Here is a 23,049-nt window from a genome sequence, read left to right as displayed (position 1 = left end):
AGAGCTTACGGTCTCGGTTATCGCCAGTTGGCGGAGTAGGGGAGGCGTCCCGACGCTTCGGGAGTCGGCTTAGTATAGGTTCGTTGGTTAAATTAATTATTTTCTTTCTAACGCTGCCGCTTATTGGCGATGAACCGTTGTTGGGCTTAGTTTTTAACCTCTGGATAATTTTGAATAGAACTATATTATAAAATCTCTTAGTCAAAGTTAATTATCCACCTATTTGTTGCTGTACTTGCTGCTGTTGCTGTTGCTGCTGTTGCTGTTGCTGCTGTTGCTGCTGCTGTTGTTGTTGCTGTTGCTGCTGTTGCTGCTGCTGTTGTTGTTGTTGCTGCGAATTATATTTTAAATTTAAATTATTTATTTCTAAAGATTTTTGTGCTTTCGGTGATCTTATTGCTGCAATTTGAGTTATTCCTATTGCTAGATTAATCATACTATGTTGTTTTATAGTATTTAATCCTGGAGTTAGATTTATTGAAGTATAGAGCTGGTCCGCTTCCCTACCAAAAATTCTTGTGGCTTTTAGTATTTCGCCATATTCTACAATGCTATATCGTTCGTTATCTTTTCCTTTATTGTTTCTCTTTTTAAATATCGGGCTTCCATTAAAGGAAAAACAAGTGACATTTGGTCGATTAAGTGAAACTCCCATTGCTATCCCACCACCTAAGGAATGTCCTGTTACTACAATAGAGATATCATTTCCATACTTCCTTAAAACAGAATCAAAAGCTTTTATACCTGCTTGATTTTGTTTGCGGTTAACAGGATTATTCCCAGCTTTAAAGTCCTTTATAGAATTAGTTCCTCTAAATGTTAATACGTATTCATTTTTATTATTGTGTTTGTAAAGGATGGCATTGAAATCTATTTTATTGTCAGCGAAGGTATCTAGTTTCTGGTATATATGAGATATATTCAAACTGTCCTCGTCTTCATATGCATTTAGAGACAATTGAGCATATGGCCAAGCCTTTTTACATACATCAATTATTTCATCACTCCAACCACTTTTATGTGTTATATGTTGTGGAATAATTGTGTTCGTCTTACACGATATTAGTAAGAGAAAGGAGATTAAGATTAAGGATTTCTTCATATCAAAAAAATTAAGCCCAACGGTCTCGGTTATCGCCAGTTGGCGGACTGCGGGACGCGGAGTTGTCGGCCTAGTATTGGTTGGTTGGTCAAGTTAATTATTTTCTTTCTAACGCTGCCGTCTATTGGCGATGAACCGTTGTTGTGGTGCGTATTTTTTAATTATTGTCATTTTTTTCTTCAGGTCTCGGTGGTGGATTAAAAAATTCTTTATCAGTTAGCCATATTTTAATATCTGTTTTATTTGTTATTCCGTAGTAGGTTTCAGTCAGTTGATTCAAAGTGTTAGACAGATTTTTAAATCCATTGTTCTTGTCGTAAGAAATAAAAACCATAAGTTTTTCTGAATTTTCACTCAACATTGGATTTCCTCCATTATTCTCTATATCCCTTTTTAGAACACTTTTCAAACTGTCAATAGGGAAGATACTTTCTCTATTTTTAAAAATCTTATTATTATAAATTTCAATTACATTTTTTTGTTTGATTATTTTATAAGAATCATCTTCCCAGCAAGGATTTCGAAAATAGATGGTTTTAGTTTTATTGTCTATTTTTAAAGTTATTTTTGGTAAACTATCATTACAGACAATCTTACCAGCTCGTTCGACTAAATCAACCCAATTGTTGAACTGGTTAGTTTTTAATTCAACACCAAGACTGCTGTTCTCACTTGCCAATTTTCCAAATTCCATTTGAATCAGGTATGTTTCTTTTTCCTTTGACTCTTTTTCTTTTTTGTCAATATTCCCACATCCTATTATTGTCAAAATCAATAAAATCAGCGATGATGATTTAATTTTAGTTCTCATTTCGTTTTTTTATATGCACCACAACGGTCTCGGTTATCGCCAGTTGGCGGAGTAGGGGACGCCGATTTGTCGGCTTAGTTTTGATTTGTTGGTCAAGTTAATTATATTCTTACTAACGCTGCCGCTTATTGGCGATGAACCGTTGTTGTGCAAAGTTTAAGGCCACCTAACTTGATAAGGATATCTCTCATAAATGGCATTATCTTCATTAATTGAATACCCTTGTTTGGCATTTTCTTTTGCCTTAATATAAACGTTCTCTCCTTCTTCTGGTCTGCCTAGTTTATAAAGAGTTCTAGCTTTATAATATTGAACGTCTGAAAATTGAGGATAAATCTCTAATGCTTGATCAAATAGTTCTAAAGCTTCTTTATATTTCTTCTGTTCGTATTTGCTAATTCCATAATAAAAAAGGTCAAGATGGTGTAACCAACCTTTCCCGTTTTCTTGGACGGTTTTTTTATAGTCTTTTTCAAAAAGCTTTTCTGCTTTTTCGAATTTATTGAGTTGCAAATAACTTAAAGCTATGTAGAAATTATATGAGTGATCCATTACAAATCCATATCCATATTTTTCCTGGTAATTTTTGAAATCTTTTATTGCTTCCTCGTATTCTTTAGAAAATATACATTTTATAAACGCTCTGTAATCTTGCCATTTTTTAGGATTGTATTTCACTGCCTGGTCAATAAAAGGCATTCCTAATTCATATTTACTTTGTTTAAAAAGTGGCATGGCTTTTTGTTGCCATAAATAGGCCACTGTTGAATCTACTTTTAATCCTTTATTAATTTCTTCCTGCCATTCTTGAGAATAAGGATTATTCTTCCAGGCTCCGTTCTTTAGATAAATCTCGATTAAGGAATCTTGTTGTGATGGATTAAATTTTGATTCTGAGTTATCTTCGAAACTTTTTAAACCATTTTTCTGATTACAACTATTCAAAGTTGAAATGAAAAGTAAAGTCAGAAGGAATTTTTGTAGATATTTCAAATGCTTATTTTAAATTTTGCACAACGGTCTCGGTTATCGCCAGTTGGCGGAGTGCGGGACGCGGATTTGTCGGCTTAGTATTGGTTCGTTGGTCAAGTTAATTATTTTCTTTCTAACGCTGCCGCTTATTGGCGATGAACCGTTGTTGGCAACTGGCTGCTATCAAGTTTGTTCAATTTTTTCTGGATTTTGCCTGGTATCCAAAACATTCGCAATTTCGATGCGGTTTTGGTTTTTATTAATCCAATAAATGATTTTGTAATTTTTAAAGACTAAATACCGAAATTCTTGCTCCCGTGCTTTAAGAAGAAATTCTTTTTGACCAATTTCAGGTGTTTTTTCTAAGTCAATTGTAGTATCAATAATTCCATTAATCAATTTTGTGGCTACTCTTTTGCTAGCTTTATATTTATAGTAATGGAATATATCTTCTAATTTATCCTCAGCTAGTTGAGTCCAATAAACGGTTAACTCCATTTTTGAACTTTGGATTTTAAGTCACTGGCTTTAGTTAATCTTCCGTTTTTAGAGTCGTCTAATGCTTGATCAATTTCATCATTAAATTGTTGCATAGTCATCGGTTTCATCTCTTTTTCAAGTAATTCAGCCTTTCTTTTATGCAGCATTTTTTCTAAACCATTTATAATTTCTTCATTTTGTAAACGAAGGAATTCTTGAACAAATGATATTTTTTTAGCCTCTAAATCCATCTTTCCGCTTTTTATCAAAAATACGAATTCTAATTTATTACATCTAACTAAGGTGAATTTTTGTGCAGCTTGTTGCCAACGGTCCCGGTTATCGCCAGTTGGCAGAGTAGGGGACGCGGATTTGTCGGCTTAGTATTGGTTTGTTGGTCAAGTTTATTATTTTCTTTCTAACGGTGCCGCTTATTGGCGATTAACCGTTGTTAGAGGCTGTAATTTTTTCGTAATTGTCTGGTAAAGGCCAATCGTAAACTTTATTCATTACCCATAAAGGTTGTAAACCTACAGAATCTCTTCTTTTGTCAACATTTTCAGGGTCTTTTAAGGGGAACATGTCATAATTATGAGGATACATTCCATATAGTTGATATTTCTCATTTACGACATTTTCAAATTCTTCATATTGAATCCAGAAGCTTTTTCTGATTTCACCTTTTTCAATTTCCTTATTTATGAATGGTCTAAAATAATCCCAAACCCAATTGTTTTCATTACGGGTTCCTCTTTGGTGCCATAGTAATAATTGACCTTTTTCTTGCCAACCATATTCTTTAGTAATTTCAATCAGGCGTACAATATTTGTTGAATCAATTTTCGCCATTTCTTCTTTAGAACTTCCATCCTTGCGAACTTTTTGATCAGCATCTATTAAACTATCAAGTTCTTTAAAGATCTCGGGGTGTTCTAAATTGGAATAATAAGTTTGAGTGTATTTGGAAAAATTCTCATCTAATCTTTTAAAAATTTCTTTATTTCTAAATGGATTGAATTCTTCAAAACTGTTTAAATAATCTTGATTTACATAAGTATTCTTTAAAGCTGCCTTTATTAAATTTTCAGCTGTTTTATCTTGTTTTAAATGAAAAGCCGCTGCGGCGGCATAGAAATAAGATTTCTCAGATTCTTTAGGTAAAATGTCTATAGCTTCTTTTAAATGATTCAAAGCACTTTGGTATTCTTGATCTTGAAATTGAATCAATCCAGCATATAGTGAGTCATCATATTCTTCATATCCTTTTTTTTGAGTGGAATAAATGATAATAAATAACGAAATTAAAAAATATGTAATTCTCATCTGTGTAAAATTATTGCCTCTAACGTTCTCGGTTATCGCCAGTTGGCGGAGTAGGGGACGCGGAGTTGTCGGCTTAGTATTGATTTGTTGGTCAAGTTAATTATTTTCTTACTAACGGTGCCGCTTATTGGCGATGAACCGTTGTTGGCTAGCGTTTACCAGCACTGACTTTGTATTAAAAAATTTTTTCAAGTTCGATAGTTTTTATTTCATCGAAAATCTTTTTAGTAAGTCGATTCCAGAATTTTCTTTTTTTATGAGTGATAATTGATGGGATCATTTTATCTCGATTTTCAGCATAATATTGAAAAACTTCAGATTTAATCAACTCTCCATTTTTATAATATTGCACTTCTTTTCCCTTTAATCCTTCCATGAGAAATTGATCAAAGTGATCTCTATTTCGCTTGTTGAATTCTAAGCCTGCATTCCCATACGAATTGGTATTATCATACTGAAATCTGTAAAAATGCTCTTGTTCTTGTTGTTTTGTAAATCCTGGAGTTTTCGGATTAATTATTAATAAGGTTATAAGATCTCCGTTTTCCAAGATTCTTATTTTAACTCTTGTCTGATTATTCTTTTCTAAAGGTTTAAATATGAATAATTCAGTATTATTTTCCGGAATTGATCTTTCAAGAAAAAATTTTCTTTTTTCTTCTAAGTTTCGTTCAAAATATTCTTTCCAGGATTTCATTGTAAATGCTTGCCAACGGTCCCGGTTAACGCAAGTTGGCGGAGTAGGGGACGCGGATTTGTCGGCTTAGTGTTTTAATAGTTGATCAAGTTAAATGTTTTCTTTCTAACGCTGCCGCCTATTTGCGATAACCGTTGTTGCCCACAGTATTAGTCCAAATATCCATAATAATTTATTTCAGTCAGTATTTGGTCTTGAAACTGAAACTCAAATATATTCGTTTGTTCCAGGTTACTAATGATTAATGATTTGATTTGACTAGAAATATTTTCTTTAAGAACTTTATTAAATTGAGATTTACTCATTCCAATTTTTAAATTTTTCAGGTCAGAATTGTCATTTTGAATTCTTGCAGATTTTAAAATTTTACTATTATCCGAACTATATATTTTGATTTGATCAAGTTGCGAATTAAGGTTTATCAGCGTGTCAATAATATCAGGGTTATATCTATTTTCTACTGGCTTTTTGATTTTACTAAATTCTTCATCATGGTCTGCTTTGTTTAATAATTCTTCAATCCATTCATAGACTAAATCATCTTTTATAATGGTGTCGGTTACCGGAATATTCTTATTTGGTTTATCAAATTCGGATCTGGTATTTTCTGAAGAATTAGTTGATTTTAGATTTGTGTCTTGAACTGTTTCTTTACAACCGACCGAACAAAAAATCAGAATAAGTATGAAGTAAAAATTATGATTCATATTGTGGGCAACGGTCTCGGTTATCGCCAGTTGGCGGAGTAGGGGACGCGGGGTTGTCGGCTTAGTATTCGTTCTTTGATCAAGTTAATTAATTTCTTACTAACGGTGCCGCTTATTGGCGATTAACCGTTGTTGGCCACTGTATTTTTAGTTCGGTAATATTCTACTAATAAAAATATTATGATGGCTATTTTATAAATCGTTTCTGATATTATTGACCATTGTAAATGGAGGACATCATTATTTCGGATCGGAGTTAAATCATATTCTAATTTAAACTTCCCGTAAAAATAATTACTCAAAAATATTCCCCCAGTTAATAAAATTATCGCTCCTAGAAACGTAATAATTTTTCTTTCAGTTACTAAAATATTTTTACCTCTTTTAACCAAATGAAAAAATAGACCAAATGAAATCAATCCTGAGATAATTACTGATACAATTAATATGTAATTATTTAACTCAGTAGTTGGATTAAAGTAGTTTAATAAACTATTTAAAAAATCAAATAATCTTGTAGATATTAAATATGATAAGATGGCGATTAATATTATTCCGTATTTATTCTTCATGCAGAATTAATGTGAATATTGTGGCCAACGGTCTTGGTTAAGGCAAGTACCGTGGAGTAGGGACACGTTCTTGTCGGCTTTGTTGTTTTTTTACTTGGTCTCTAAAATATTACTTTTCATTGGAATACCTGCTATTTGCGCTTAACCGATGTTGTGCTTAGTGCTTTTCCATTCTGTTTAATTCTTTCCATTCATGTTCAATATTTTTCATTAAAAGTGCATTATCAAATTGAATTGAACCTTTCGGGAAAACATTTTCATTTTCAAAAAAACTAGAATTTACTTTGATAACGTTTAATGGTGAAACTTGCCAATTAATTGTCTTTAATTCAAGTCCATCGTATACATTGTTATTTTTATATGGCGAATAACCTATTGCTCCGTTTTCAAAAAAGTCAGATGCAGAATTTAAGTTCTCAAATACACTTTTTTTATTCCAAACTTTAGTTTCGTTAGCCTCAATTGATAAGGATGTTCCATCTTGACTTTTAAATCCAACATTATATTTCCCATCTTTTTCTATTACCGAAAAATCTGCCAAATGATGAATTCCCGTAAAAATCCGTCCTCCAGCTAAAGAATTAAGTTTGGAAGATGTATCTCTTCTTGGGATAAAAACACCTTCTTTTATTTCTTCTTTTTCTATCCATTCAACTGCTATTCGGTGCGCACCATTTTCTGATGATATTCCAACATGTTTCGGTAATTCTTTGGGACGAATATTTTTTAATCGGATGAGGCAAATTCCAGCAATTCCTTTACCATTTATTATTTTGGGTTTGAAAGGCTTAGGTAAATAATCGGCTAATACTTTTTCGTCAACTTGATAGTTGATTAAAATTCTTCTGTCAATTATTCCTTTTATTGTTGGTATTTTCATTTTTTTCGCATTAAGCACAACGGTCTCGGTTATCGCCAGTTGGTGGAGTAGGGGACGCGGGTTTGTCGGCTTAGTATTGGTTCGTTGGTCAAGTTAATTATTTTCTTACTAACGGTGCCGCTTATTGGCGATTAACCGTTGTTGTACACCGTTTTATTACTTAATTTAAATTGTAATCTGGCACTGAAATCTTTTTTACAAAGATTAGTGCATCATATGTTTCTGCATATACTTTTGGAATTAAAATTCTATGTAAAGGTTTTGGTTGATAGCCACCACCCCCAATTAGTAAATGCTTTGACTCTTCGTTGAAAAATTCTAAATCTTTGTTGAACTGAATGAAATAAATGTCTTTATCTATAGACATTAAGGTTTTTGCATAAGTTCTTTTAATTGGTTTTTCTATATCGTATGTTTTCCAATAATTGTCCTCATTTTTACTGGTGACAAATCCTTTAATTTTACCAATTCCAAAATCGAAGCCTACCGCGTAATAATTATCACCGTAATAATCTTTCAAATTACGGCCCAGGTCTGTGATACCGCTATCTGTGCTGTACATCTCTTTTTTGTTAATATGTTCGTTATGAGCCCAAATAAATACCTTCTCTTCTTTAGATAGGTTTTCTACAATATACTTTACATTTTCGAACATTTTTAGATCTCTGAACTCCGTAGATGTCGGATATTTCTCTTTAACTAAAGAAGCATATTCAGTATAACTTATTAAATAATCTAAACTTCTTAGATCATTTTTATACTCTTTACTTTTCAGGTTCGAATTAAGTATTTGGTGTTTTAATTCATTTAATTTTGGAAGTTGAAATTGCCACCAGGCTTCTTTTTTGCTATAGTCTATTTTCTTGTTTGCGCAACTATGAACAGCTGCTAAAAGTTTTTTGTCGACTGAGATCTCATTCCTGGCAACAAACCTTCGTATCTCTTCATTAAGTTTTTCACCTTTTTGAATATCCATTCCATAAAACTTAATTTGTTCTTCCTGAGGCTTACCTTTGTTATATTCTCTCATCCATTGTAAAAGATTTACAATTTCCATAGTACGCCAAAATCCAAGATTAAAATTTTCAGCAATAGTCTTAATATCACCTTTACCTCCGCTTATCCATTCATTTATTCCCGATTCAGCCTGGTAAGATTCTTCCATTATAAACGTTTTGACACCTTGAGTCATTACCAAATGTTTGAAAAACTTTGCTTTTAGGTTAAAAAACTCTTTTGTGTTATGGGATGCTTCTCCAAACCCATAAATTTTGGCGTTAAAAAATTTTTGGGGTGTATTTTGTTTAAAAATTTTTAGTTCAGAATCAGGATTTGCATTTTCAATTTCTATAGAGTTATTCGTTATCCAGTTTATTGTTTCATTCTTCTGAGAAAATAAAAGAAAAGGTGAAATTAGAATGAAAATTGAGAGTAAGTTTTTGGGCAAAATGTTTGTTTTAAAATGGTGTACAACGGTCTCGGTTATCGCCAGTTGGCGGAGTAAGGGACGCGGATTTGTCGGCTTAGTATTGATTTGTTGGTCAATTTAATTATTTTCTTACTAACGCTGCCGTCTATTGGCGATTAACCGTTGTTGTTGCCAGTTTTATTCGAAAATGTTTCAAATGCATTGTAAACCGCCTGATGTAATGCGTCTCCATGTGATTTATCCTCTAAAAAATCAAAATAAATTTTACTTTCTAGCATTTTCAAGGTATTCAGTTTTTTGTACAATTCTTTAGCGGTTCTTTCCATAACTTCTCCTTCTTTACCAACAGCAATATAAATTTGCTTAGAACTGTCAAAATCTTCTATTTCTTCTCCTATTAAACTTTCATCGTCCCACCATAAACTTGGACTTACTATAATATAATTTTCAAATATATGTGGTGTTTTAAAAAGTATCTCAGTTCCAACTAGTCCACCTAAAGATTGATCTATTAATGTTTTCGTTTGAGTAGTTCTATATTTATTGTCTATAAATGGTAGCGCTTCTTGCTCTAAGAACTTTATAAATTTTATTGATTCTCCTGAAGTAGGAAATTCGTCTTGATCTAATTTATTGTTTGAAGGATATGTAAAATCCTTTTTTCTATCAATATTGGCGATACCTACCACTATACTTTCAGGAATCATGTTGATCCAGGAAAATGAACCAAATTGAACAATTCCTGTAATATGAATAAAATCTTCATCTTTGGAACCATCAAGTAAGTAGATTACTGGATACGAATTTAAAGTATCTGTTTGATAACTTGGAGGTAGATAAATATTTAAAACTCGATTTTCTTCTAAAATATTCGACTTGATTTCAATTGTTTTACCAATAGTAAGGTCTTTCACGCTGACTTCCGGAACTAAGGATTGACTATTTGAAACGGAAAATATCAGTAGAGCGGCTAAAAATATTAAAAATCTTTTCATGTTATAAAATTGGCTACAACGGTCTCGGTTATCGCCAGTTGGCGGAGTGCGGGACGCGGATTTGTCGGCTTAGTATTGGTTCGTTGGTCAAGTTAATTATTTACTTTCTAACGCTGCCGCTTATTGGCGATGAACCGTTGTTGGCTTTTAGTTTTTTATTTTTAATCCTTTTTAGAATTTAATTTTTCAGGAATTAATTATCTTTTATAGAAATCATAGAACTGTAAGTTTTTAAATATTCTTTCCCGTACTTTGGATTAGCTTCAATTATTCCCTTTAAAATTTTTCTATTAGAGCTTAAGTTAGTTTGATATTGGAATCCACCATTTTCTAGTTTTAAAGTATCTGGATTTTTAATTTTTAAAGGATTAAAAGAGATGGTATCTGCAAAAATCACATTTGTATTATTATCCATATTATATCCTACAATTACTATTTCGCAAGATACTTTTGAATTTTTTTTATAGCTATTTGTATAGCTAGGGATATCTCGAATCGAAATACTATCGAAGATGTATTTTGAATTCAATTCTAGAACGAGACTTTTTAAACTATCGTTTTCAGCCTTAAGTTTTTCTATCTCTGAATCTGAAATATTTGAATTCTTTTTCTTTCCACAAGACGCGATTAAAAGCATTAAAATTAACGCAAATGTAGTTCGGATCATTTTATAAAAAATTAAAGCCAACGGTCTCGGCTATCGCCAGTTTCGGGAGTTAGGACGCGGAGTTGTCTGCTTATTTGTTTTAGTTCTTGGTTTCTAAAAATACACTTTTGCGATGATACCCGTTATTGGCGATGAGCCGTTGTTGGCAGTAGTTTTAAAACTTCAATAAAGAATATCCAATAGCAACTCCAACCCAAGGTTCTTTATTATAGTTCCATCTATCAGATTCATCTCCTAAACTATAATCCCAACCAACGAAACCTCCAAAATTAATTTTATTGTAACTATAAGTTATACCTAAGCCTATGGATGCTAATCCTTTTGTTATTTCAATACCTGATTCTACTGGATTATTTGAAGCAGAAGTATTTGTAGAATTAAGTTTGACGGTTGAAGCACCTAAAATTAAACCTCCAGTCCATTTCCAAGTATTTGAAACATTACCTACTTTCTTTCGATGAAAAAAGGAAGTTCTCCCATAGAATGTTTTTCCTATAAATAAATTTGCATTGAAATCACTACTGAATTCTTCACTTATTCCTTGATCATCATTTTTAAAACGATATTTTAAAGGGATTGTCAGCCCAGATACATTCCATTCCCTGAAGTTGAGTTTTATTGTTTGTCGGTTTTGAAGTTGATAGTAGTAAATATTTCTTTTGCCGTAATCGCCATTTTCATCCTTTTTAAGATATGGATTTACATATAGCTTATTATCCTCAAATTTCACATAACCTTTTAATTCTTTTCCCTCTTTTATTTGAATCTCCTTTTCAACAATTTGAGATTTCAAAAACTCCTCATTTACAGTTTTTGTTTCTTTTATTTTGACTTTTTTTCCTGAAATATTCTTTTCTATTTCATATTCAATTACACTACCAATCGGGAAAATTTTTCGAATACTGTCTTGTTCTTCTTTTGATAATTTTTCAAATTTAACTTTCTCTAATTTAGTTAAGCATATATCTGGACTGCTTTTATAACTTATTACTTCAGGAATATCATATACTTTTTTAAAAGACTCTTGACCTGCTAAATAATTTGAGCTAACAATAAGAATAATAATTATAAAATACTTTTTCATTTTCGAAAATTATAGTTTTAATAAAAATCAATTATTTTTTGCAATCAGAAAATACCTTCAAGAGGGTATTATTTAAAATTACTGCCAACGGGTTCGCATAACACAAGTTGGCGGAGTAGGGGACGCGGCTTGGTCGGCTTACCAATTTTGTTTGTTTGTGGATATAAACTTTTTATTAGTAACGTTACCGCCTATTTGAGTTATGCGTTGTTAGGTTTTAGTTTGCAATGTAATTTATTGCTTGAGAAGACATTTCCCTATAGTTGTGTCCTACATTTTGAATTGTATCAATTTCCCAGTTGAAATTCCATAACCTTTCTTTAGCCATAGTGTTCGCTCTTTTATAAAAGTTAGATCCTCTTTCCAGTCTATGCTTTCCCTGTTGCATTGCTAATTCTGTTTCGCGGAAAGTTTCTAAATTGGGATCATTATCGTTTTCACCTAATAGAATGGTTAATTTTTTAGTAAAGGATTCTTTTATTGAACTATCTGTTATAGGAGTATTTTTTAAACCATAAGGATATTCTAAATCTTCTTCTGGCAGAGTGTAAAATCCTGCATTTGCTGCTATAGCATTTTCTATTCTTGCTTCTGGCATTAGCATAATCATCCTATGAACAAATTGACCACCAGCTGAATGACCGAAAATATTATAGTTTTCATTCGTAATAGAATTTGTTTTTTTTATCTGATCGAAAATATTTTCAATTACTTGATAAGCCCATTCTTCTTTTGGGTTCCTTGAACCAAAAAATGTAAATAGATTTCCCTCTTGATAATCGTTCGTGGTATATTTTGAAAATTTGTTCTCAAACTCTGGCACAATTACTAAAACATTATTTTTTTCTGAAATCTCTTTCCAGGCATCTAAATAATCATCAGCATTTCTACCACCTCCGTGCATTACGAATAAAATTCTGTCTCGGTTTTTCCAGTTTTCTGGTTTATAGGTCCAGACTTTAATTGACTTTCTTTCGCTGTTTTTATATGCATGCATTACAAAAGAATCAGATTTGGTTTTTAAAGTTCTTACTTCCGTTAATTCAGGACCTTTAGGTATTTTATATAGATAAATATATCCCGAAGTGATAAGTACTATTAGAACTAACATTAATGCTAAAAAGATCTTCTTGAAAGTCTTAAATATTTTATTCATTGGATGGTCAGTTGGATAAAGCAAATTTGGAATAAATTTCTTAAATAGAGAAAAGCATTATTTCCAGTCAATTTGGAATTCAAATCTCAATTTGCAAATTAAACCTAACGGTCTCGGTTATCGCCAGTTGGCGGAGTAGGGGACGCGGATTTGTCGGTTTAGTATTGGTTTGTTGGTCAAGTTAATTATTTTCTTTCTAACGCTGCCGCTTATTGGCGATGAACCGTTGTTGTGAGCTGTGCTTTTCTACGATTACTTTTTCTAGCTTAAGTGAGTTATAAATAAATTCCAATAGTCAATACCCCGATAATTATTGCCAATATATTCTGTGTGCGGTATTTTAAAATTAGAATGATAATTAAAGCTATTGAATAAGCAATTGCGTTTTGAATATGTGGAGCATTAATTTCTGATTTTAAACTCTCAGTTACTAATGGATTATTAAGATTTAAGTTATTCCTTACAATCTGAATTAGGGCTAATAATATTAGAATTACCAAAGCAAGAGATAAAGAAGTAGAAATCAATTTAATCCCTTTGTTTTTATTCAATTCTGAGTCACGATTAAGTATTTCAGTCATTTTTCTGTTAGTTCAAATTCTGGTAAGCATTGCTCACAACGGTCTCGGTTATCGCCAGTTGGCGGAGTAAGGGACGCGGATTTGTCGGCTTAGGTTTGATTTGTTGGTCAAGTTAATTATTTTCTTACTAACGCTGCCGCTTATTGGCGATTAACCGTTGTTGTGCGCTGTATTCTTGTTTTAAAAATCTGTTATACTGCAAATAATTCCTGTTATTATGTTTAGAACAATACTTAATACTCCAAGAATTATTTTCTTTCTAGGTTTTATTGTCAAAGAAATAAGATATAGAAATAATATTGCGACTCCAGAAATAACGGGAATAATTATATAAATAAATCCGCCGTGTCCTGAACTTGCTGGAATATCTGCTTGTAATGATATTATTACTGAAGCAATTATTGAAAGGAAAGTAAATGTCAATAATTTTATACTTGAATCAGTGAGAGCTTTATCCTGTTCTCCAAGTTTTTTATCATTTTTAGATATTCCATAAACCAGAAAACTAAATAGTAGAATTGGGATTAATAAAATTAGAACCATTAATTACTCGTTTTCAAACTCCCAGAGATCTTTCTTATATCGAATCATATATCTTTCCATATCTTCAAATGGAATTTCTTTTTCATAAAATGTTATTGTTCGGGTCTTTTTACTGTCGTCAGTGAAAATTTCTAATATCAATTTATCATTTTTCCATACTTCCATTCCCATACCATCTCTTTCATTGGTATCGCTTATTATCAGTATTTCTTCTTTGTTCAGCATTTTCTGAATATTGCGCACAACGGTCTCGGTTATCGCTAGTTGGCGGAGTAAGGGACTCGGATTTGTCGGCTTAGTATTGGTTTGTTGGTCAAGTTAATTATTTTCTTTCTAACGCTGCCGTCTATTGGCGATGAACCGTTGTTACATACAGGTTTTTATTTCTCTAATCTTGTAATGATGTTCTTGTAAAGGAATTAGATTAATTTTATCCTTTTCTACGGAAACAATCTGGTAAATATTTCTTTCAGTTTTATCTTCTATTGTCAGGAAAAGAAAGAAGTTGTTTCTAATTTCACCTATAAACCAATTTCCAACCATTGGTCTGCTTTGTACCCAAATTGTTTCTAACATTTTAATATTCCCGTTCGAATCACTAATTGGATGAATATCATTTAGGAATTTTGTTTTGATTGAATCGTTTAGAATTCTCCAGCAATCTCCAGCAATTAAATTTTCAATTTTCTGTTTTGAAGTATTTATTGGGTGATTAAGATTTAGAGGATGAAAAACGGATTTTGTATTTGAAGCTATTTCAACTTCTAGTGAATCCGTTTGATATAATTTATACTTCGAATTTAGATTAGCAAATTCACTTTCTATAAGACTTTCATTTTTATTAATTTTTATTTGAAATGAAGAATCGGATGCAATTTGGCTTATTTCGTTTTGATCAAAATTGATTATTATTCCCTCTATGTTATTTGAATGCCAATTGTTTTCATCAATAATTCTGTCATTATAAGACATCCAAATTCCTTCTATTTTTTGACCAATCATTGGTTGGGAAATAGAAATTAGAAAGATTAGAAGTGCAAAATTTCTCATAAAAACTTGGATGTAACGGTCTCGGTTATCGCCAGTTGGCGGAGTAGGGGACGCGGATTTGTCGGCTTAGTATTGGTTTGTTGGTCAAGTTAATTATTTTCTTACTAACGGTGCCGGTTATTGGCGATGAACCGTTGTTGGCAAGCGTTAATCATCCCAACGAGTTTTCATCTCAGTTCCAATTTTAGAGTATTTAGATTCTATATTATAAACGTAGCATTCTCCGTAACTATAATTTTCTGCAATCGAATCTATAAATATGAAAAATTCATTATTAGAAGTGATTAACTGCATACCTTTTCTTAGACCATCCATAGATCCTTTATCCAATTTAATTCTCCATTTAATTAAATCGACATCCACATCTTCATCGTTAAACACAAGTTTTTCTCTATCAATTATTTTCGCGGAAACGGGATTCTTCAAAAATAAATCTTGATATTTTTTTGGTAGATTTTCTATGGGGATTATTTGATTTATACTGTCTGATGAATTCTCTACGTTTCGAATTAAATAATTGCCACTAAATTCTGGTTCCTCACCTGAATTATAACTAGACGCGAATTGTTCGAAGTCGTTTTTTGATTCTGGATAAACTATACTGTCAATTTGTTCTGATAAAAGATATATTTTATCATTCCAATGAAATTTCTGGTAAACAGTTTTAACTTTTAACGAGTCGGAATATGGAATTTCATAGGTCGTGTCTCTTTCTACAATAGAATTGTAAGTTTCAATTTCCACTTGTTTTGGTTCAAGTTTTATTATTGAATCATTTTGATTATATGTTCCAAAATGGCGGTAGATTTTATAATCTCCAAAACAACTTGCGGAGCTTTCTAGCAATATGAAATTTTTATTGCTAAGAAGATCCAATTTTCTATGATGATTGAATCCACTATATCTGTAGGAGATTGTATCAATTGGTTTATTCTGCTCCTTAATTGCAGCTTTATCTTTACAACTTGAAATTGTAATCAGAATTATTATATATAGTATAATTTTTCTCATTAATGCTTGCCAACGGTCTCGGTTATCGCCAGTTGGCGGAGTAAGGGACGCGGGTTTGTCGGCTTAGTACTGGTTTGTTGATCAAGTTAATTATTTTCTTTCTAACGGTGCCGCTTATTGGCGATGAACCGTTGTTGCCCACTGTATGCGTTAGATCCATGCATTCAATTGAAGTTCTATTGATAAAACTATTGAAAAGCTAATTATTATCACAACATCAATTAAGGTTAGAAGTTTTTTATCATTAATTAATTTTCTTAGTAGATAATTGATTATTAATCCTACTACTCCAAAAAACATTAGTCCGATCATATAAACTAAACCCCAACCTTCTTAATAAGACAATGTCTGCCAATTGTAAATAGTAAAAATTAAGCAGCAGATTAAATAGATGTAAAAATATATGTTGAGAATAGTCCAATTTTTCACTCTCCACAGAATTTGTCTGTTATTTTTAATGTTTTAGGGTCGAAAATTAATCGCATATTATCAGAACCTGCAAATATCATATCATATTCTATAGAGTATTCTAATTCGCCATTTTTTTCATAGATAATAATTTCTCCAGACTTAGAATCTTGGGTCCAATATTGATATTTTAGATCACCAATAATTTCTCTTGCTTCATTTAGTTTCATTCCAATTTCAACCTTTTCACAATTATTCCAATAAGACTGAGTTCGATTTTCTTCTATGAAAAATTGAACTATTTGAATACAAATACTTAATAGTCCGATAGCAGCAAATATGTATAGTAGGTTTTTGAGCATATTGTGGGCAACGGTCTTGGTTAAGGCAAGTGGCGTGGAGTAGGGACACGTTCTTTTCGGCTTTGTTGTTTTTTACTTGGTGTCTAAAATATCACTTTCTGTTCGAATACCCGCTATTTGCGCTTAACCGATGTTGTGAGCAGTACTTTTCTTTACTTTTTCCATATATCAAATGTTTTATTCTCCGTACAACTCGCAGATTTTATCACATTTTCAAAATTAAATCCGTCATATTTGGACACAATATCATAAACCTTTATCCACCCTTCTGAACCTTGAGGAATTGAAATTCCTTTCCCATTTCCTGTCAAAATCAACCAAACATCTGGAAGAAATGGACCTTCGTCTGTATTAATAAGCTGAATTTCTTCTATTTCTTTCCAATCAATTTGTTCATCTTTTCTTTCTGGATGTGTAACTTTTACGTAAGATTCGGTTATCTCTGTTTCAAAATAATCTTCAGGATTTTTCCGATTTGATTTTTTACTTTTTGAGCTGAATATTTCGTTCCAAAGTCCCATTCATTCAATAGTTTTAATTCAATTTTTTATTTCAATTAATCTTTTAAAAAACTGTATTCATTAATTTTAATTCTTTTTACGAATAGAATCTTATCGCTTTTTATTCTTTTAAATTAAGATAAAGTTCTTATTGATTTATCTCAATTTTGAATACGTATCCGTATTGCTCACAACGGTCTCGGTTATCGCCAGTTGGCGGAGTAAGGGACGCGGATTTGTCGGCTTAGTATTGGTTTGTTGATCAAGTTAATTATTTTCTTTCTAACGCTGCCGGCTATTGGCGATTAACCGTTGTTAGTTGCAGGTTTTGTGGTTTGAAAATAAGTTATGGAAAAAGTATCCCACCTTTTCAAATATTTTTCGCTCTTGAACTATAATCATACCACCAAGTGGCGTTAAATCTTCAGTCATTTGAATATTGAAATACTTGTTATTTTTATACAATCTCACCTCTTTCATTTTAAAACCAATAAAAGAAAAAATCAGGAAATTTTTTTCTCCCAGTTTTTCAGTGGGAATTTTCAAATTGAATTCTCCTTCTAAATTACTTTGTGTTCCAATTTTTGAATTTTTGAAAATAACATTGGTTCCAGGTATCGGTTGACCTTCTGAATCAGTAACCTTCCCTTTAATTGTAATTGAATCTTGAACCTTATTTTTAGGTATTACACTTTTCCATTTTGTTTTGTCCGTTTGCTCAATTTTTGGTTTAGTTGAATTAGCAGTTACTGGCTCGGTCAAACCAATTATAGAACTAAGTCCAATAAAAAAGGCAAATTTTGAGAAGTATTGATTACCTAATTGTTTTGACCCAGTTTTGTTTTCTAAATGGGACGGATTCAGTTTTCCACAAACCTCTCCTTTGCCCTTTATTTTTTTTAAAATTTCATTCTTACTATACCCTGTAAAATCAATAACTTCTTTTTGACATTTATCACAGAATTTATTTCCATCAAGGCTTTTCATTGTTTGCCAGTCTTGATTACAAGGATTAATTAATTCTATTCTTCTTTGCATAAATACTGGATTCAATTTTGTTTAAAACTTGCAACTAACGGTCCCGGTAAACGCAAGTTGGCGGAGTAAGGAACGCGTCCCGACGCTTCGGGAGTCGGCTTAGTGTTTTAATGGTTGATCAAGTTAATTATTTTCTTTCTAACGGTGCCGCCTATTTGCGATAACCGTTGTTGGGCACTTTTGTTTAGTTACAATTATTCAATCAGTATCTATAACCAAAAATCTTTCTTTGTTTAAATTTAAGTATTCTTCGCACTATAAATATTACAACACTTAAAATTGTGAAATAGATAATTTTCTCAGTTAAAAAATAAATAGAATAATCTATGACAAGTGAAATTGTTATAATTATTAAAAGAATCAATTTTGTTACTCCATTTCCCACTAATGTAAAACCGTAATATGAAGACATATAATTTCCTAAAGGCTGTATAAAATCATGGAAATACTCTTTAGAAATTTCTTCATCAATTTTTGGATTTTTGTTGAGATTAACCAGATAATCATTGAGGAGTTCTTTTTTCCTAATTCTTCCTAATTCCTCTCGATTTGATTTATTATTTTTTGTTGAGGGGTTTTCTGTCTTATGAACGAGATGATCAATGAAATTAGAAATTGACTTATGATGAATTAGTTTATTATTTCTACCGTGAATTTCTTTTGTGTGATTAAACTCTTCTAAGATATTTTTATTTAATTCTTTTTCAGTCAATTTATTCTTCTTTACAAAACTCACTTTTACAATTGTGCCCAACGGTCTCGGTTATCGCCAGTTGGCGGAGTAAGGGACGCGGAGTTGTCGGCTTAGTATTGGTTTCTTGGTTAAGTTAATTATTTTCTTTCTAACGGTACCGCTTATTGGCGATGAACCGTTGTTGTGGTGCGTATGTTATTCTATTTTTTCACCAACAATTTCGTAGGGTTTTCCCGGAGTTCCGTATAGAATCATTTTATCTAAAGTTATTTCTTTAATTGGAAGTACCTCTGCTCTTTTTCCTAGCAGATAAAAAGAAGCGAAATATGTTGAATCTATTTTTTCTAAACTTATTTCCTCAAACCCCTTTTCTTGTTTGAATTTAATTTTAATTTTTTCTCCGTTCCAATTAAATTCAAAGGATAAATTTTCTATTTCTTCTTTTTGAAGGTTTGTCTTAGTTGGAATAAGTCGTACGTATTCAAAATTAGTTGAATCTTTATCTTTTTGACTTATGAATTTAAAACTGTTTTGATTTATAAATTCAAAATCTCGAATATCTCCATTTTCGAATTTTATCTTTTTTTCTTCAATTTTTGCAGATTGAGTAAAGACAAATTGATCAAAACTGTAATACTTAATTGAATCCTTTTTCACCTCCATGATTAAATTTTCTGGAACGATATAAGTATCTCCTTCTTTAGTAAGGAACCATTTTCCTTTTAAATCTTGTGCAGAACTCGTTACCACAATCAGACAAAATGTTATTACAGTTAGTATTTTCATATATGCACCACAACGGTCTCGGTTATCGCCAGTTGGCGGAGTAAGGGACGCGGATTTGTCGGCTTAGTATTGGTTTGTTGATCAAGTTAATTATTTTCTTACTAACGCAGCCGCTTATTGGCGATGAACCGTTGTTGGCAACTGTTTAAAATGGAGCGCTAGTTGTTCCAAAGTAATAGAGGTATAATAAATAGATGAAAAATGAAACATAAACCATAAGCATAATTAGAAAAAGTAATTTCGTTATCATAAAACCTATTCGGAATGGTTTGTAGTGAAGTAACTTGGAATTAGTTAATATAGCTAATGGATTTAATGGCTTTTTTGAAAAGAAATTATAAACGATTAGTAATAAGAATATCGAACCTGTTCCTGATATGAAAATTGAGTACATTCCTTTTTCTTGAAATTTTTTTGATTGTGTAGGCTTATATTCTATTATGTCAGTTAAAAGAATTTTGGTATCTATTTGAGGTTCTACCTTGGAATTACCTGTATATATAATTTGAAATTTAAGACCATCTTTTGGATCAAAATAGTCCCAATTTAGTTTATAGGATGCAGAATCAATTGGAATTAAGTTGAATTTGGAAACTTCTTTATCTATTTCTTTTAGAACTTGTATATCTAAAATTTCTTCGACGCCTAAAAAATTTATAATAAGGTCTTTTCTAATATCGTTCTTAGATATAGGTAAATCTCCCGAATTCCATATTGAGAATGTATTAATGTATACTGTCTTATCAATTTTAATAGAATCACTCTGATATACTGCTATATTCTGATTTTCCTTAAGAAGATCTGAGTCGTATATTTTTAATGCTTCATTTTGAATGTTATAGCTAATTTCTTTTTCTTTGATTGATGAAAAGTGGAAATATACTGCGAGTAGAACTCCTATTATCCCAATTATTAATCCTAAAAAATTTAAGCTTTTTCTCATATTTTAAATTGTTGCCAACGGTCTCGGTTATCGCCAGTTGGCGGAGTAAGGGACGCGGATTTGTCGGCTTAGTATTGGTTCGTTGGTCAAGTTAATTATTTTCTTTCTAACGCTACCGCTTATTGGCGATGAACCGTTGTTGTGAGCTGGCCATTAGTTTAAATCTTTCTTATCAAAAAACTTTTGCAGCACCAATTATAAATTGAAGAATCAGGATCCCAATAATTGTGAAAATAGATATTCCAGTTATTAAATTGAATCTTCTTTTCTTTTTGTTATTTAAATTTTGCTTCAATTCTGAACTTTCATATAGTAAAAATGAACCACTTAAAAATAACCAAATAAAAGCACCTATTAGAAATTGGAAAATTTCTTTGCCATCATTAAATAGCAGATATTTTAAATAAAAACCCACTCCAAGAATGGATAAAATAATTCCAAAAATTAAAAATCTATGGGTAATATGCTTGCCTAATGTCATCCTATCTGTTGAAAATAAAATCAATGATACTTTCGATAAATCCTAAAAATCTCCTTTTACTAGACTTCTTATTTTTCTGATTTTTTTGATTTTTCAAAATATTTTTCTTTACGAATTAATTCTTGGCTTGCTCACAACGGTCTCGGTTATCGCCAGTTGGCGGAGTAAGGGACGCGGATTTGTCGGCTTAGTATTGGTTCGTTGGTCAAGTTAATTATTTTCTTACTAACGGTGCCGCTTATTGGCGATGAACCGTTGTTGTACACAGTATTAATTCCACTTCACCTTAATTTCTTCTACTCCTTTTACAATCCCATCATAGTATTTATCTTTCTTAAATTCAGGTATAATTATAGAATCAATTATTTGTTTAACGATTTTATCAGTCAATATTTTTTCAGTTTTTTTTCCAGTTGATATCCAGATCTTCTTTTTATTATTATCTAAAAGTATTAAAAGTCCGTTACCTCTTCCTTTACTACCTATACCCCAATAGTTGGCAAGATCAGTCGTATACCACTGTATTTGATCATAAGGTTCGATAGAATTTATTGTAACTACCGCAATTTCATTTGATGTTTGCTTTTCATACTCGTGTAGAAGAATTTCTAAATCTTGGATTTGATCGTGCGTGAAAATATTATTGAAGTCATTTACAAATCCTCTATATTCTGGAAATTGAACATTCTTATGTTGAATTTCTGTTCGTTCTCTGGTGTACTTCCCTTCGTTTTCCGAAGATGTCTTACAGGAAATTAAATTGGCTAAAACCAATAGGATAAGAAGAATTTTTTTCAATTTATGTTCGGAGTTTTGTTTTTAATATTGTGTACAACGGTCTCGGTTATCGCCAGTTGGCGGAGTAAGGGACGCGGATTTGTCGGCTTAGTATTGGTTTGTTGATCAAGTTAATTCTTTTCTTTCTAACGCTGCCGTCTATTGGCGATTAACCGTTGTTACCTGCTGGTTTTATTGACAGCTTTTATTATTTTCTTTCTTGGAAAATAAATTGCCAAAGAAATTACCAATTTTATAAAAAATATTAGCTCTTTGTACGATTACCACTTCACCCATAAAGGTGTTGTCCTCCAACATTTTAATATTTATATACCTGTTTTTTCGGTAAAATCTATATTCTTGAGTTTCGAATCCTATAAATGAAAAGATTAAATAATTTTCTTCTTTTAATTCATTTGAAGGGATCGTAAAAGAAAATTTCCCGTCAAAATCTGTTTGTACTCCCATCTTTGTATCCTTGAGGATAATATTTACACCAGGCAGTTTTAGACCAGCTGGATCGAGTACAACCCCTTCAATAGTAATTGAATCTGATTCTTTTTTTGGATGTATACTTTTCCATTTGTCAACTTCTGTTTGTTCGGTTTTATGTTCTTTAGGTTTTGCATTTACTGGTTCTGTAAATCCCAAAATTGAACCTAAACTGATTAAGAAAGCTAGTTTGGAAATTGAAGAATTCTTAGTGTTGTCAGGTAAGAAATTCTCTTTAAGTTGAGATTGGTCTATTCGACCACACACTTTCTCTTTATTATTTAAAAAGTCTAATATTTTACTCTTTTTATATCCTGTGAAGTCGATAACATTTTTCTGACATTTTTCACAAAATTTATCTTTATCAAGAGTTGTCATTTTGTTCCAATCTTGATTACAAGGTTTTATAACTTTTATTCTTGTTTGCATAAACTTTGTTTAAAACTTGCAGGTAACGGTCTCGGTTATCGCGAGTTGGCGGAGTAAGGGACGCGGAGTTGTCGGCTTA

General features: G+C 31.6%; 29 protein-coding genes. All 29 read right to left on the bottom strand.

Annotated elements, in window-relative coordinates:
• Positions 1–211: 211 nt before the first annotated feature.
• The 29 genes from FGM01_RS02720 to FGM01_RS02580 all read right to left on the bottom strand — a co-directional run bounded on the left by FGM01_RS02720 (position 212) and on the right by FGM01_RS02580 (position 22,970).
• Entirely contained in the window at positions 212–1,102 is an 891-nt protein-coding gene (locus FGM01_RS02720; RefSeq protein ID WP_143409603.1) for a Tle-like phospholipase domain-containing protein, read from the bottom strand.
• A gap of 157 nt (positions 1,103–1,259) precedes the next feature.
• Entirely contained in the window at positions 1,260–1,913 is a 654-nt protein-coding gene (locus FGM01_RS02715) for a hypothetical protein (RefSeq protein WP_143409602.1), read from the bottom strand.
• A gap of 156 nt (positions 1,914–2,069) precedes the next feature.
• Complete coding sequence (locus FGM01_RS02710) at positions 2,070–2,906, bottom strand: tetratricopeptide repeat protein (protein WP_143409601.1); 837 nt, start codon at positions 2,904–2,906, stop codon at positions 2,070–2,072.
• A 162-nt stretch (positions 2,907–3,068) separates the two neighbouring features.
• Positions 3,069–3,383 (bottom strand): type II toxin-antitoxin system RelE/ParE family toxin, encoded by a 315-nt coding sequence (locus FGM01_RS02705; protein WP_143409600.1) that lies wholly within the window; start codon positions 3,381–3,383, stop codon positions 3,069–3,071.
• Positions 3,374–3,616, bottom strand: coding sequence for a hypothetical protein (locus tag FGM01_RS02700; RefSeq protein WP_143409599.1), 243 nt, complete (start codon positions 3,614–3,616; stop codon positions 3,374–3,376). Before FGM01_RS02700 ends, FGM01_RS02705 begins: the two co-directional genes overlap by 10 nt.
• 190 nt (positions 3,617–3,806) lie before the next feature.
• Positions 3,807–4,688, bottom strand: coding sequence for a hypothetical protein (locus FGM01_RS02695; protein ID WP_143409598.1), 882 nt, complete (start codon positions 4,686–4,688; stop codon positions 3,807–3,809).
• 175 nt (positions 4,689–4,863) lie between these two features.
• Positions 4,864–5,385 (bottom strand): hypothetical protein, encoded by a 522-nt coding sequence (locus tag FGM01_RS02690; RefSeq protein WP_143409597.1) that lies wholly within the window; start codon positions 5,383–5,385, stop codon positions 4,864–4,866.
• A 149-nt stretch (positions 5,386–5,534) separates the two neighbouring features.
• On the bottom strand, positions 5,535–6,092 hold the full coding sequence (locus FGM01_RS02685) for a hypothetical protein (protein WP_143409596.1): 558 nt from the start codon (positions 6,090–6,092) through the stop codon (positions 5,535–5,537).
• A gap of 122 nt (positions 6,093–6,214) precedes the next feature.
• The gene (locus FGM01_RS02680) at positions 6,215–6,664 is read right to left on the bottom strand and encodes a hypothetical protein (protein ID WP_143409595.1); all 450 of its coding nucleotides are present in this window, start codon (positions 6,662–6,664) and stop codon (positions 6,215–6,217) included.
• 157 nt (positions 6,665–6,821) lie between these two features.
• Positions 6,822–7,544 (bottom strand): DUF2071 domain-containing protein, encoded by a 723-nt coding sequence (locus FGM01_RS02675; protein ID WP_143409594.1) that lies wholly within the window; start codon positions 7,542–7,544, stop codon positions 6,822–6,824.
• Positions 7,545–7,704: 160 nt separating this feature from the next.
• Positions 7,705–8,991, bottom strand: a complete 1,287-nt coding sequence (locus tag FGM01_RS02670) for an erythromycin esterase family protein (RefSeq protein WP_143409593.1) — start codon at positions 8,989–8,991, stop codon at positions 7,705–7,707.
• Between the two features lie 137 nt (positions 8,992–9,128).
• On the bottom strand, positions 9,129–9,968 hold the full coding sequence (locus tag FGM01_RS02665; protein ID WP_143409592.1) for an alpha/beta hydrolase: 840 nt from the start codon (positions 9,966–9,968) through the stop codon (positions 9,129–9,131).
• 193 nt (positions 9,969–10,161) lie between these two features.
• Positions 10,162–10,635 carry a hypothetical protein gene (locus FGM01_RS02660; protein WP_143409591.1) on the bottom strand — a complete coding sequence of 158 codons (474 nt, stop codon included), beginning with the start codon at positions 10,633–10,635 and terminating at the stop codon, positions 10,162–10,164.
• A gap of 154 nt (positions 10,636–10,789) precedes the next feature.
• A complete protein-coding gene (locus FGM01_RS02655; RefSeq protein ID WP_143409590.1) occupies positions 10,790–11,719 on the bottom strand; it encodes a hypothetical protein in 930 nt (309 codons plus the stop codon).
• A 217-nt stretch (positions 11,720–11,936) separates the two neighbouring features.
• Complete coding sequence (locus tag FGM01_RS02650) at positions 11,937–12,875, bottom strand: alpha/beta hydrolase (RefSeq protein WP_143409589.1); 939 nt, start codon at positions 12,873–12,875, stop codon at positions 11,937–11,939.
• 275 nt (positions 12,876–13,150) lie between these two features.
• Positions 13,151–13,456, bottom strand: coding sequence for a hypothetical protein (locus FGM01_RS02645; RefSeq protein ID WP_143409588.1), 306 nt, complete (start codon positions 13,454–13,456; stop codon positions 13,151–13,153).
• 180 nt (positions 13,457–13,636) lie between these two features.
• On the bottom strand, positions 13,637–13,999 hold the full coding sequence (locus tag FGM01_RS02640; RefSeq protein WP_143409587.1) for a hypothetical protein: 363 nt from the start codon (positions 13,997–13,999) through the stop codon (positions 13,637–13,639).
• 3 nt (positions 14,000–14,002) lie between these two features.
• Positions 14,003–14,242 carry a hypothetical protein gene (locus tag FGM01_RS02635; protein ID WP_208012701.1) on the bottom strand — a complete coding sequence of 80 codons (240 nt, stop codon included), beginning with the start codon at positions 14,240–14,242 and terminating at the stop codon, positions 14,003–14,005.
• 123 nt (positions 14,243–14,365) lie between these two features.
• The gene (locus FGM01_RS02630; protein ID WP_143409585.1) at positions 14,366–15,049 is read right to left on the bottom strand and encodes a hypothetical protein; all 684 of its coding nucleotides are present in this window, start codon (positions 15,047–15,049) and stop codon (positions 14,366–14,368) included.
• Between the two features lie 147 nt (positions 15,050–15,196).
• The gene (locus FGM01_RS02625; RefSeq protein ID WP_143409584.1) at positions 15,197–16,060 is read right to left on the bottom strand and encodes a hypothetical protein; all 864 of its coding nucleotides are present in this window, start codon (positions 16,058–16,060) and stop codon (positions 15,197–15,199) included.
• A 425-nt stretch (positions 16,061–16,485) separates the two neighbouring features.
• On the bottom strand, positions 16,486–16,830 hold the full coding sequence (locus FGM01_RS02620) for a hypothetical protein (protein WP_143409583.1): 345 nt from the start codon (positions 16,828–16,830) through the stop codon (positions 16,486–16,488).
• A 152-nt stretch (positions 16,831–16,982) separates the two neighbouring features.
• On the bottom strand, positions 16,983–17,351 hold the full coding sequence (locus tag FGM01_RS02615; RefSeq protein ID WP_143409582.1) for a hypothetical protein: 369 nt from the start codon (positions 17,349–17,351) through the stop codon (positions 16,983–16,985).
• A gap of 294 nt (positions 17,352–17,645) precedes the next feature.
• Positions 17,646–18,368 carry a carboxypeptidase-like regulatory domain-containing protein gene (locus FGM01_RS02610; protein WP_143409581.1) on the bottom strand — a complete coding sequence of 241 codons (723 nt, stop codon included), beginning with the start codon at positions 18,366–18,368 and terminating at the stop codon, positions 17,646–17,648.
• A 202-nt stretch (positions 18,369–18,570) separates the two neighbouring features.
• Positions 18,571–19,122: a hypothetical protein gene (locus FGM01_RS02605; RefSeq protein ID WP_143409580.1), complete on the bottom strand. Its 552-nt coding sequence runs from the start codon at positions 19,120–19,122 to the stop codon at positions 18,571–18,573.
• 135 nt (positions 19,123–19,257) lie between these two features.
• The gene (locus FGM01_RS02600; RefSeq protein ID WP_143409579.1) at positions 19,258–19,848 is read right to left on the bottom strand and encodes a hypothetical protein; all 591 of its coding nucleotides are present in this window, start codon (positions 19,846–19,848) and stop codon (positions 19,258–19,260) included.
• Positions 19,849–19,993: 145 nt separating this feature from the next.
• A complete protein-coding gene (locus FGM01_RS02595; RefSeq protein WP_143409578.1) occupies positions 19,994–20,791 on the bottom strand; it encodes a hypothetical protein in 798 nt (265 codons plus the stop codon).
• 172 nt (positions 20,792–20,963) lie between these two features.
• Positions 20,964–21,272, bottom strand: coding sequence for a hypothetical protein (locus tag FGM01_RS02590; protein WP_143409577.1), 309 nt, complete (start codon positions 21,270–21,272; stop codon positions 20,964–20,966).
• A 270-nt stretch (positions 21,273–21,542) separates the two neighbouring features.
• Positions 21,543–22,070, bottom strand: a complete 528-nt coding sequence (locus FGM01_RS02585; protein ID WP_143409576.1) for a TPM domain-containing protein — start codon at positions 22,068–22,070, stop codon at positions 21,543–21,545.
• Between the two features lie 171 nt (positions 22,071–22,241).
• On the bottom strand, positions 22,242–22,970 hold the full coding sequence (locus tag FGM01_RS02580; RefSeq protein WP_143409575.1) for a carboxypeptidase-like regulatory domain-containing protein: 729 nt from the start codon (positions 22,968–22,970) through the stop codon (positions 22,242–22,244).
• Positions 22,971–23,049 lie beyond the last annotated feature (79 nt).

It is taken from the genome of Christiangramia sabulilitoris (assembly GCF_007050985.1).
Classification (GTDB): domain Bacteria; phylum Bacteroidota; class Bacteroidia; order Flavobacteriales; family Flavobacteriaceae; genus Christiangramia; species Christiangramia sabulilitoris.
The sequence above is the reverse complement of the archived record's forward strand: the minus strand, read 5'-3'. Positions and strand labels throughout refer to the sequence as shown.

What these genes read in the sequence shown, in the direction of transcription:
- FGM01_RS02645 (WP_143409588.1), bottom strand. Translation starts at nt 13,456, where the DNA reads ATGACTGAAATACTTAATCGTGACTCAGAATTGAATAAAAACAAAGGG.
- FGM01_RS02690 (WP_143409597.1), bottom strand. Translation starts at nt 5,385, where the DNA reads ATGAAATCCTGGAAAGAATATTTTGAACGAAACTTAGAAGAAAAAAGA.
- FGM01_RS02705 (WP_143409600.1), bottom strand. Translation starts at nt 3,383, where the DNA reads ATGGAGTTAACCGTTTATTGGACTCAACTAGCTGAGGATAAATTAGAA.
- FGM01_RS02595 (WP_143409578.1), bottom strand. Translation starts at nt 20,791, where the DNA reads ATGAGAAAAAGCTTAAATTTTTTAGGATTAATAATTGGGATAATAGGA.
- FGM01_RS02675 (WP_143409594.1), bottom strand. Translation starts at nt 7,544, where the DNA reads ATGAAAATACCAACAATAAAAGGAATAATTGACAGAAGAATTTTAATC.
- FGM01_RS02640 (WP_143409587.1), bottom strand. Translation starts at nt 13,999, where the DNA reads ATGGTTCTAATTTTATTAATCCCAATTCTACTATTTAGTTTTCTGGTT.
- FGM01_RS02660 (WP_143409591.1), bottom strand. Translation starts at nt 10,635, where the DNA reads ATGATCCGAACTACATTTGCGTTAATTTTAATGCTTTTAATCGCGTCT.
- FGM01_RS02655 (WP_143409590.1), bottom strand. Translation starts at nt 11,719, where the DNA reads ATGAAAAAGTATTTTATAATTATTATTCTTATTGTTAGCTCAAATTAT.
- FGM01_RS02610 (WP_143409581.1), bottom strand. Translation starts at nt 18,368, where the DNA reads ATGCAAAGAAGAATAGAATTAATTAATCCTTGTAATCAAGACTGGCAA.
- FGM01_RS02625 (WP_143409584.1), bottom strand. Translation starts at nt 16,060, where the DNA reads ATGAGAAAAATTATACTATATATAATAATTCTGATTACAATTTCAAGT.
- FGM01_RS02715 (WP_143409602.1), bottom strand. Translation starts at nt 1,913, where the DNA reads ATGAGAACTAAAATTAAATCATCATCGCTGATTTTATTGATTTTGACA.
- FGM01_RS02720 (WP_143409603.1), bottom strand. Translation starts at nt 1,102, where the DNA reads ATGAAGAAATCCTTAATCTTAATCTCCTTTCTCTTACTAATATCGTGT.
- FGM01_RS02630 (WP_143409585.1), bottom strand. Translation starts at nt 15,049, where the DNA reads ATGAGAAATTTTGCACTTCTAATCTTTCTAATTTCTATTTCCCAACCA.
- FGM01_RS02620 (WP_143409583.1), bottom strand. Translation starts at nt 16,830, where the DNA reads ATGCTCAAAAACCTACTATACATATTTGCTGCTATCGGACTATTAAGT.
- FGM01_RS02580 (WP_143409575.1), bottom strand. Translation starts at nt 22,970, where the DNA reads ATGCAAACAAGAATAAAAGTTATAAAACCTTGTAATCAAGATTGGAAC.
- FGM01_RS02680 (WP_143409595.1), bottom strand. Translation starts at nt 6,664, where the DNA reads ATGAAGAATAAATACGGAATAATATTAATCGCCATCTTATCATATTTA.
- FGM01_RS02700 (WP_143409599.1), bottom strand. Translation starts at nt 3,616, where the DNA reads ATGGATTTAGAGGCTAAAAAAATATCATTTGTTCAAGAATTCCTTCGT.
- FGM01_RS02685 (WP_143409596.1), bottom strand. Translation starts at nt 6,092, where the DNA reads ATGAATCATAATTTTTACTTCATACTTATTCTGATTTTTTGTTCGGTC.
- FGM01_RS02590 (WP_143409577.1), bottom strand. Translation starts at nt 21,272, where the DNA reads ATGACATTAGGCAAGCATATTACCCATAGATTTTTAATTTTTGGAATT.
- FGM01_RS02650 (WP_143409589.1), bottom strand. Translation starts at nt 12,875, where the DNA reads ATGAATAAAATATTTAAGACTTTCAAGAAGATCTTTTTAGCATTAATG.
- FGM01_RS02600 (WP_143409579.1), bottom strand. Translation starts at nt 19,848, where the DNA reads ATGAAAATACTAACTGTAATAACATTTTGTCTGATTGTGGTAACGAGT.
- FGM01_RS02665 (WP_143409592.1), bottom strand. Translation starts at nt 9,968, where the DNA reads ATGAAAAGATTTTTAATATTTTTAGCCGCTCTACTGATATTTTCCGTT.
- FGM01_RS02615 (WP_143409582.1), bottom strand. Translation starts at nt 17,351, where the DNA reads ATGGGACTTTGGAACGAAATATTCAGCTCAAAAAGTAAAAAATCAAAT.
- FGM01_RS02695 (WP_143409598.1), bottom strand. Translation starts at nt 4,688, where the DNA reads ATGAGAATTACATATTTTTTAATTTCGTTATTTATTATCATTTATTCC.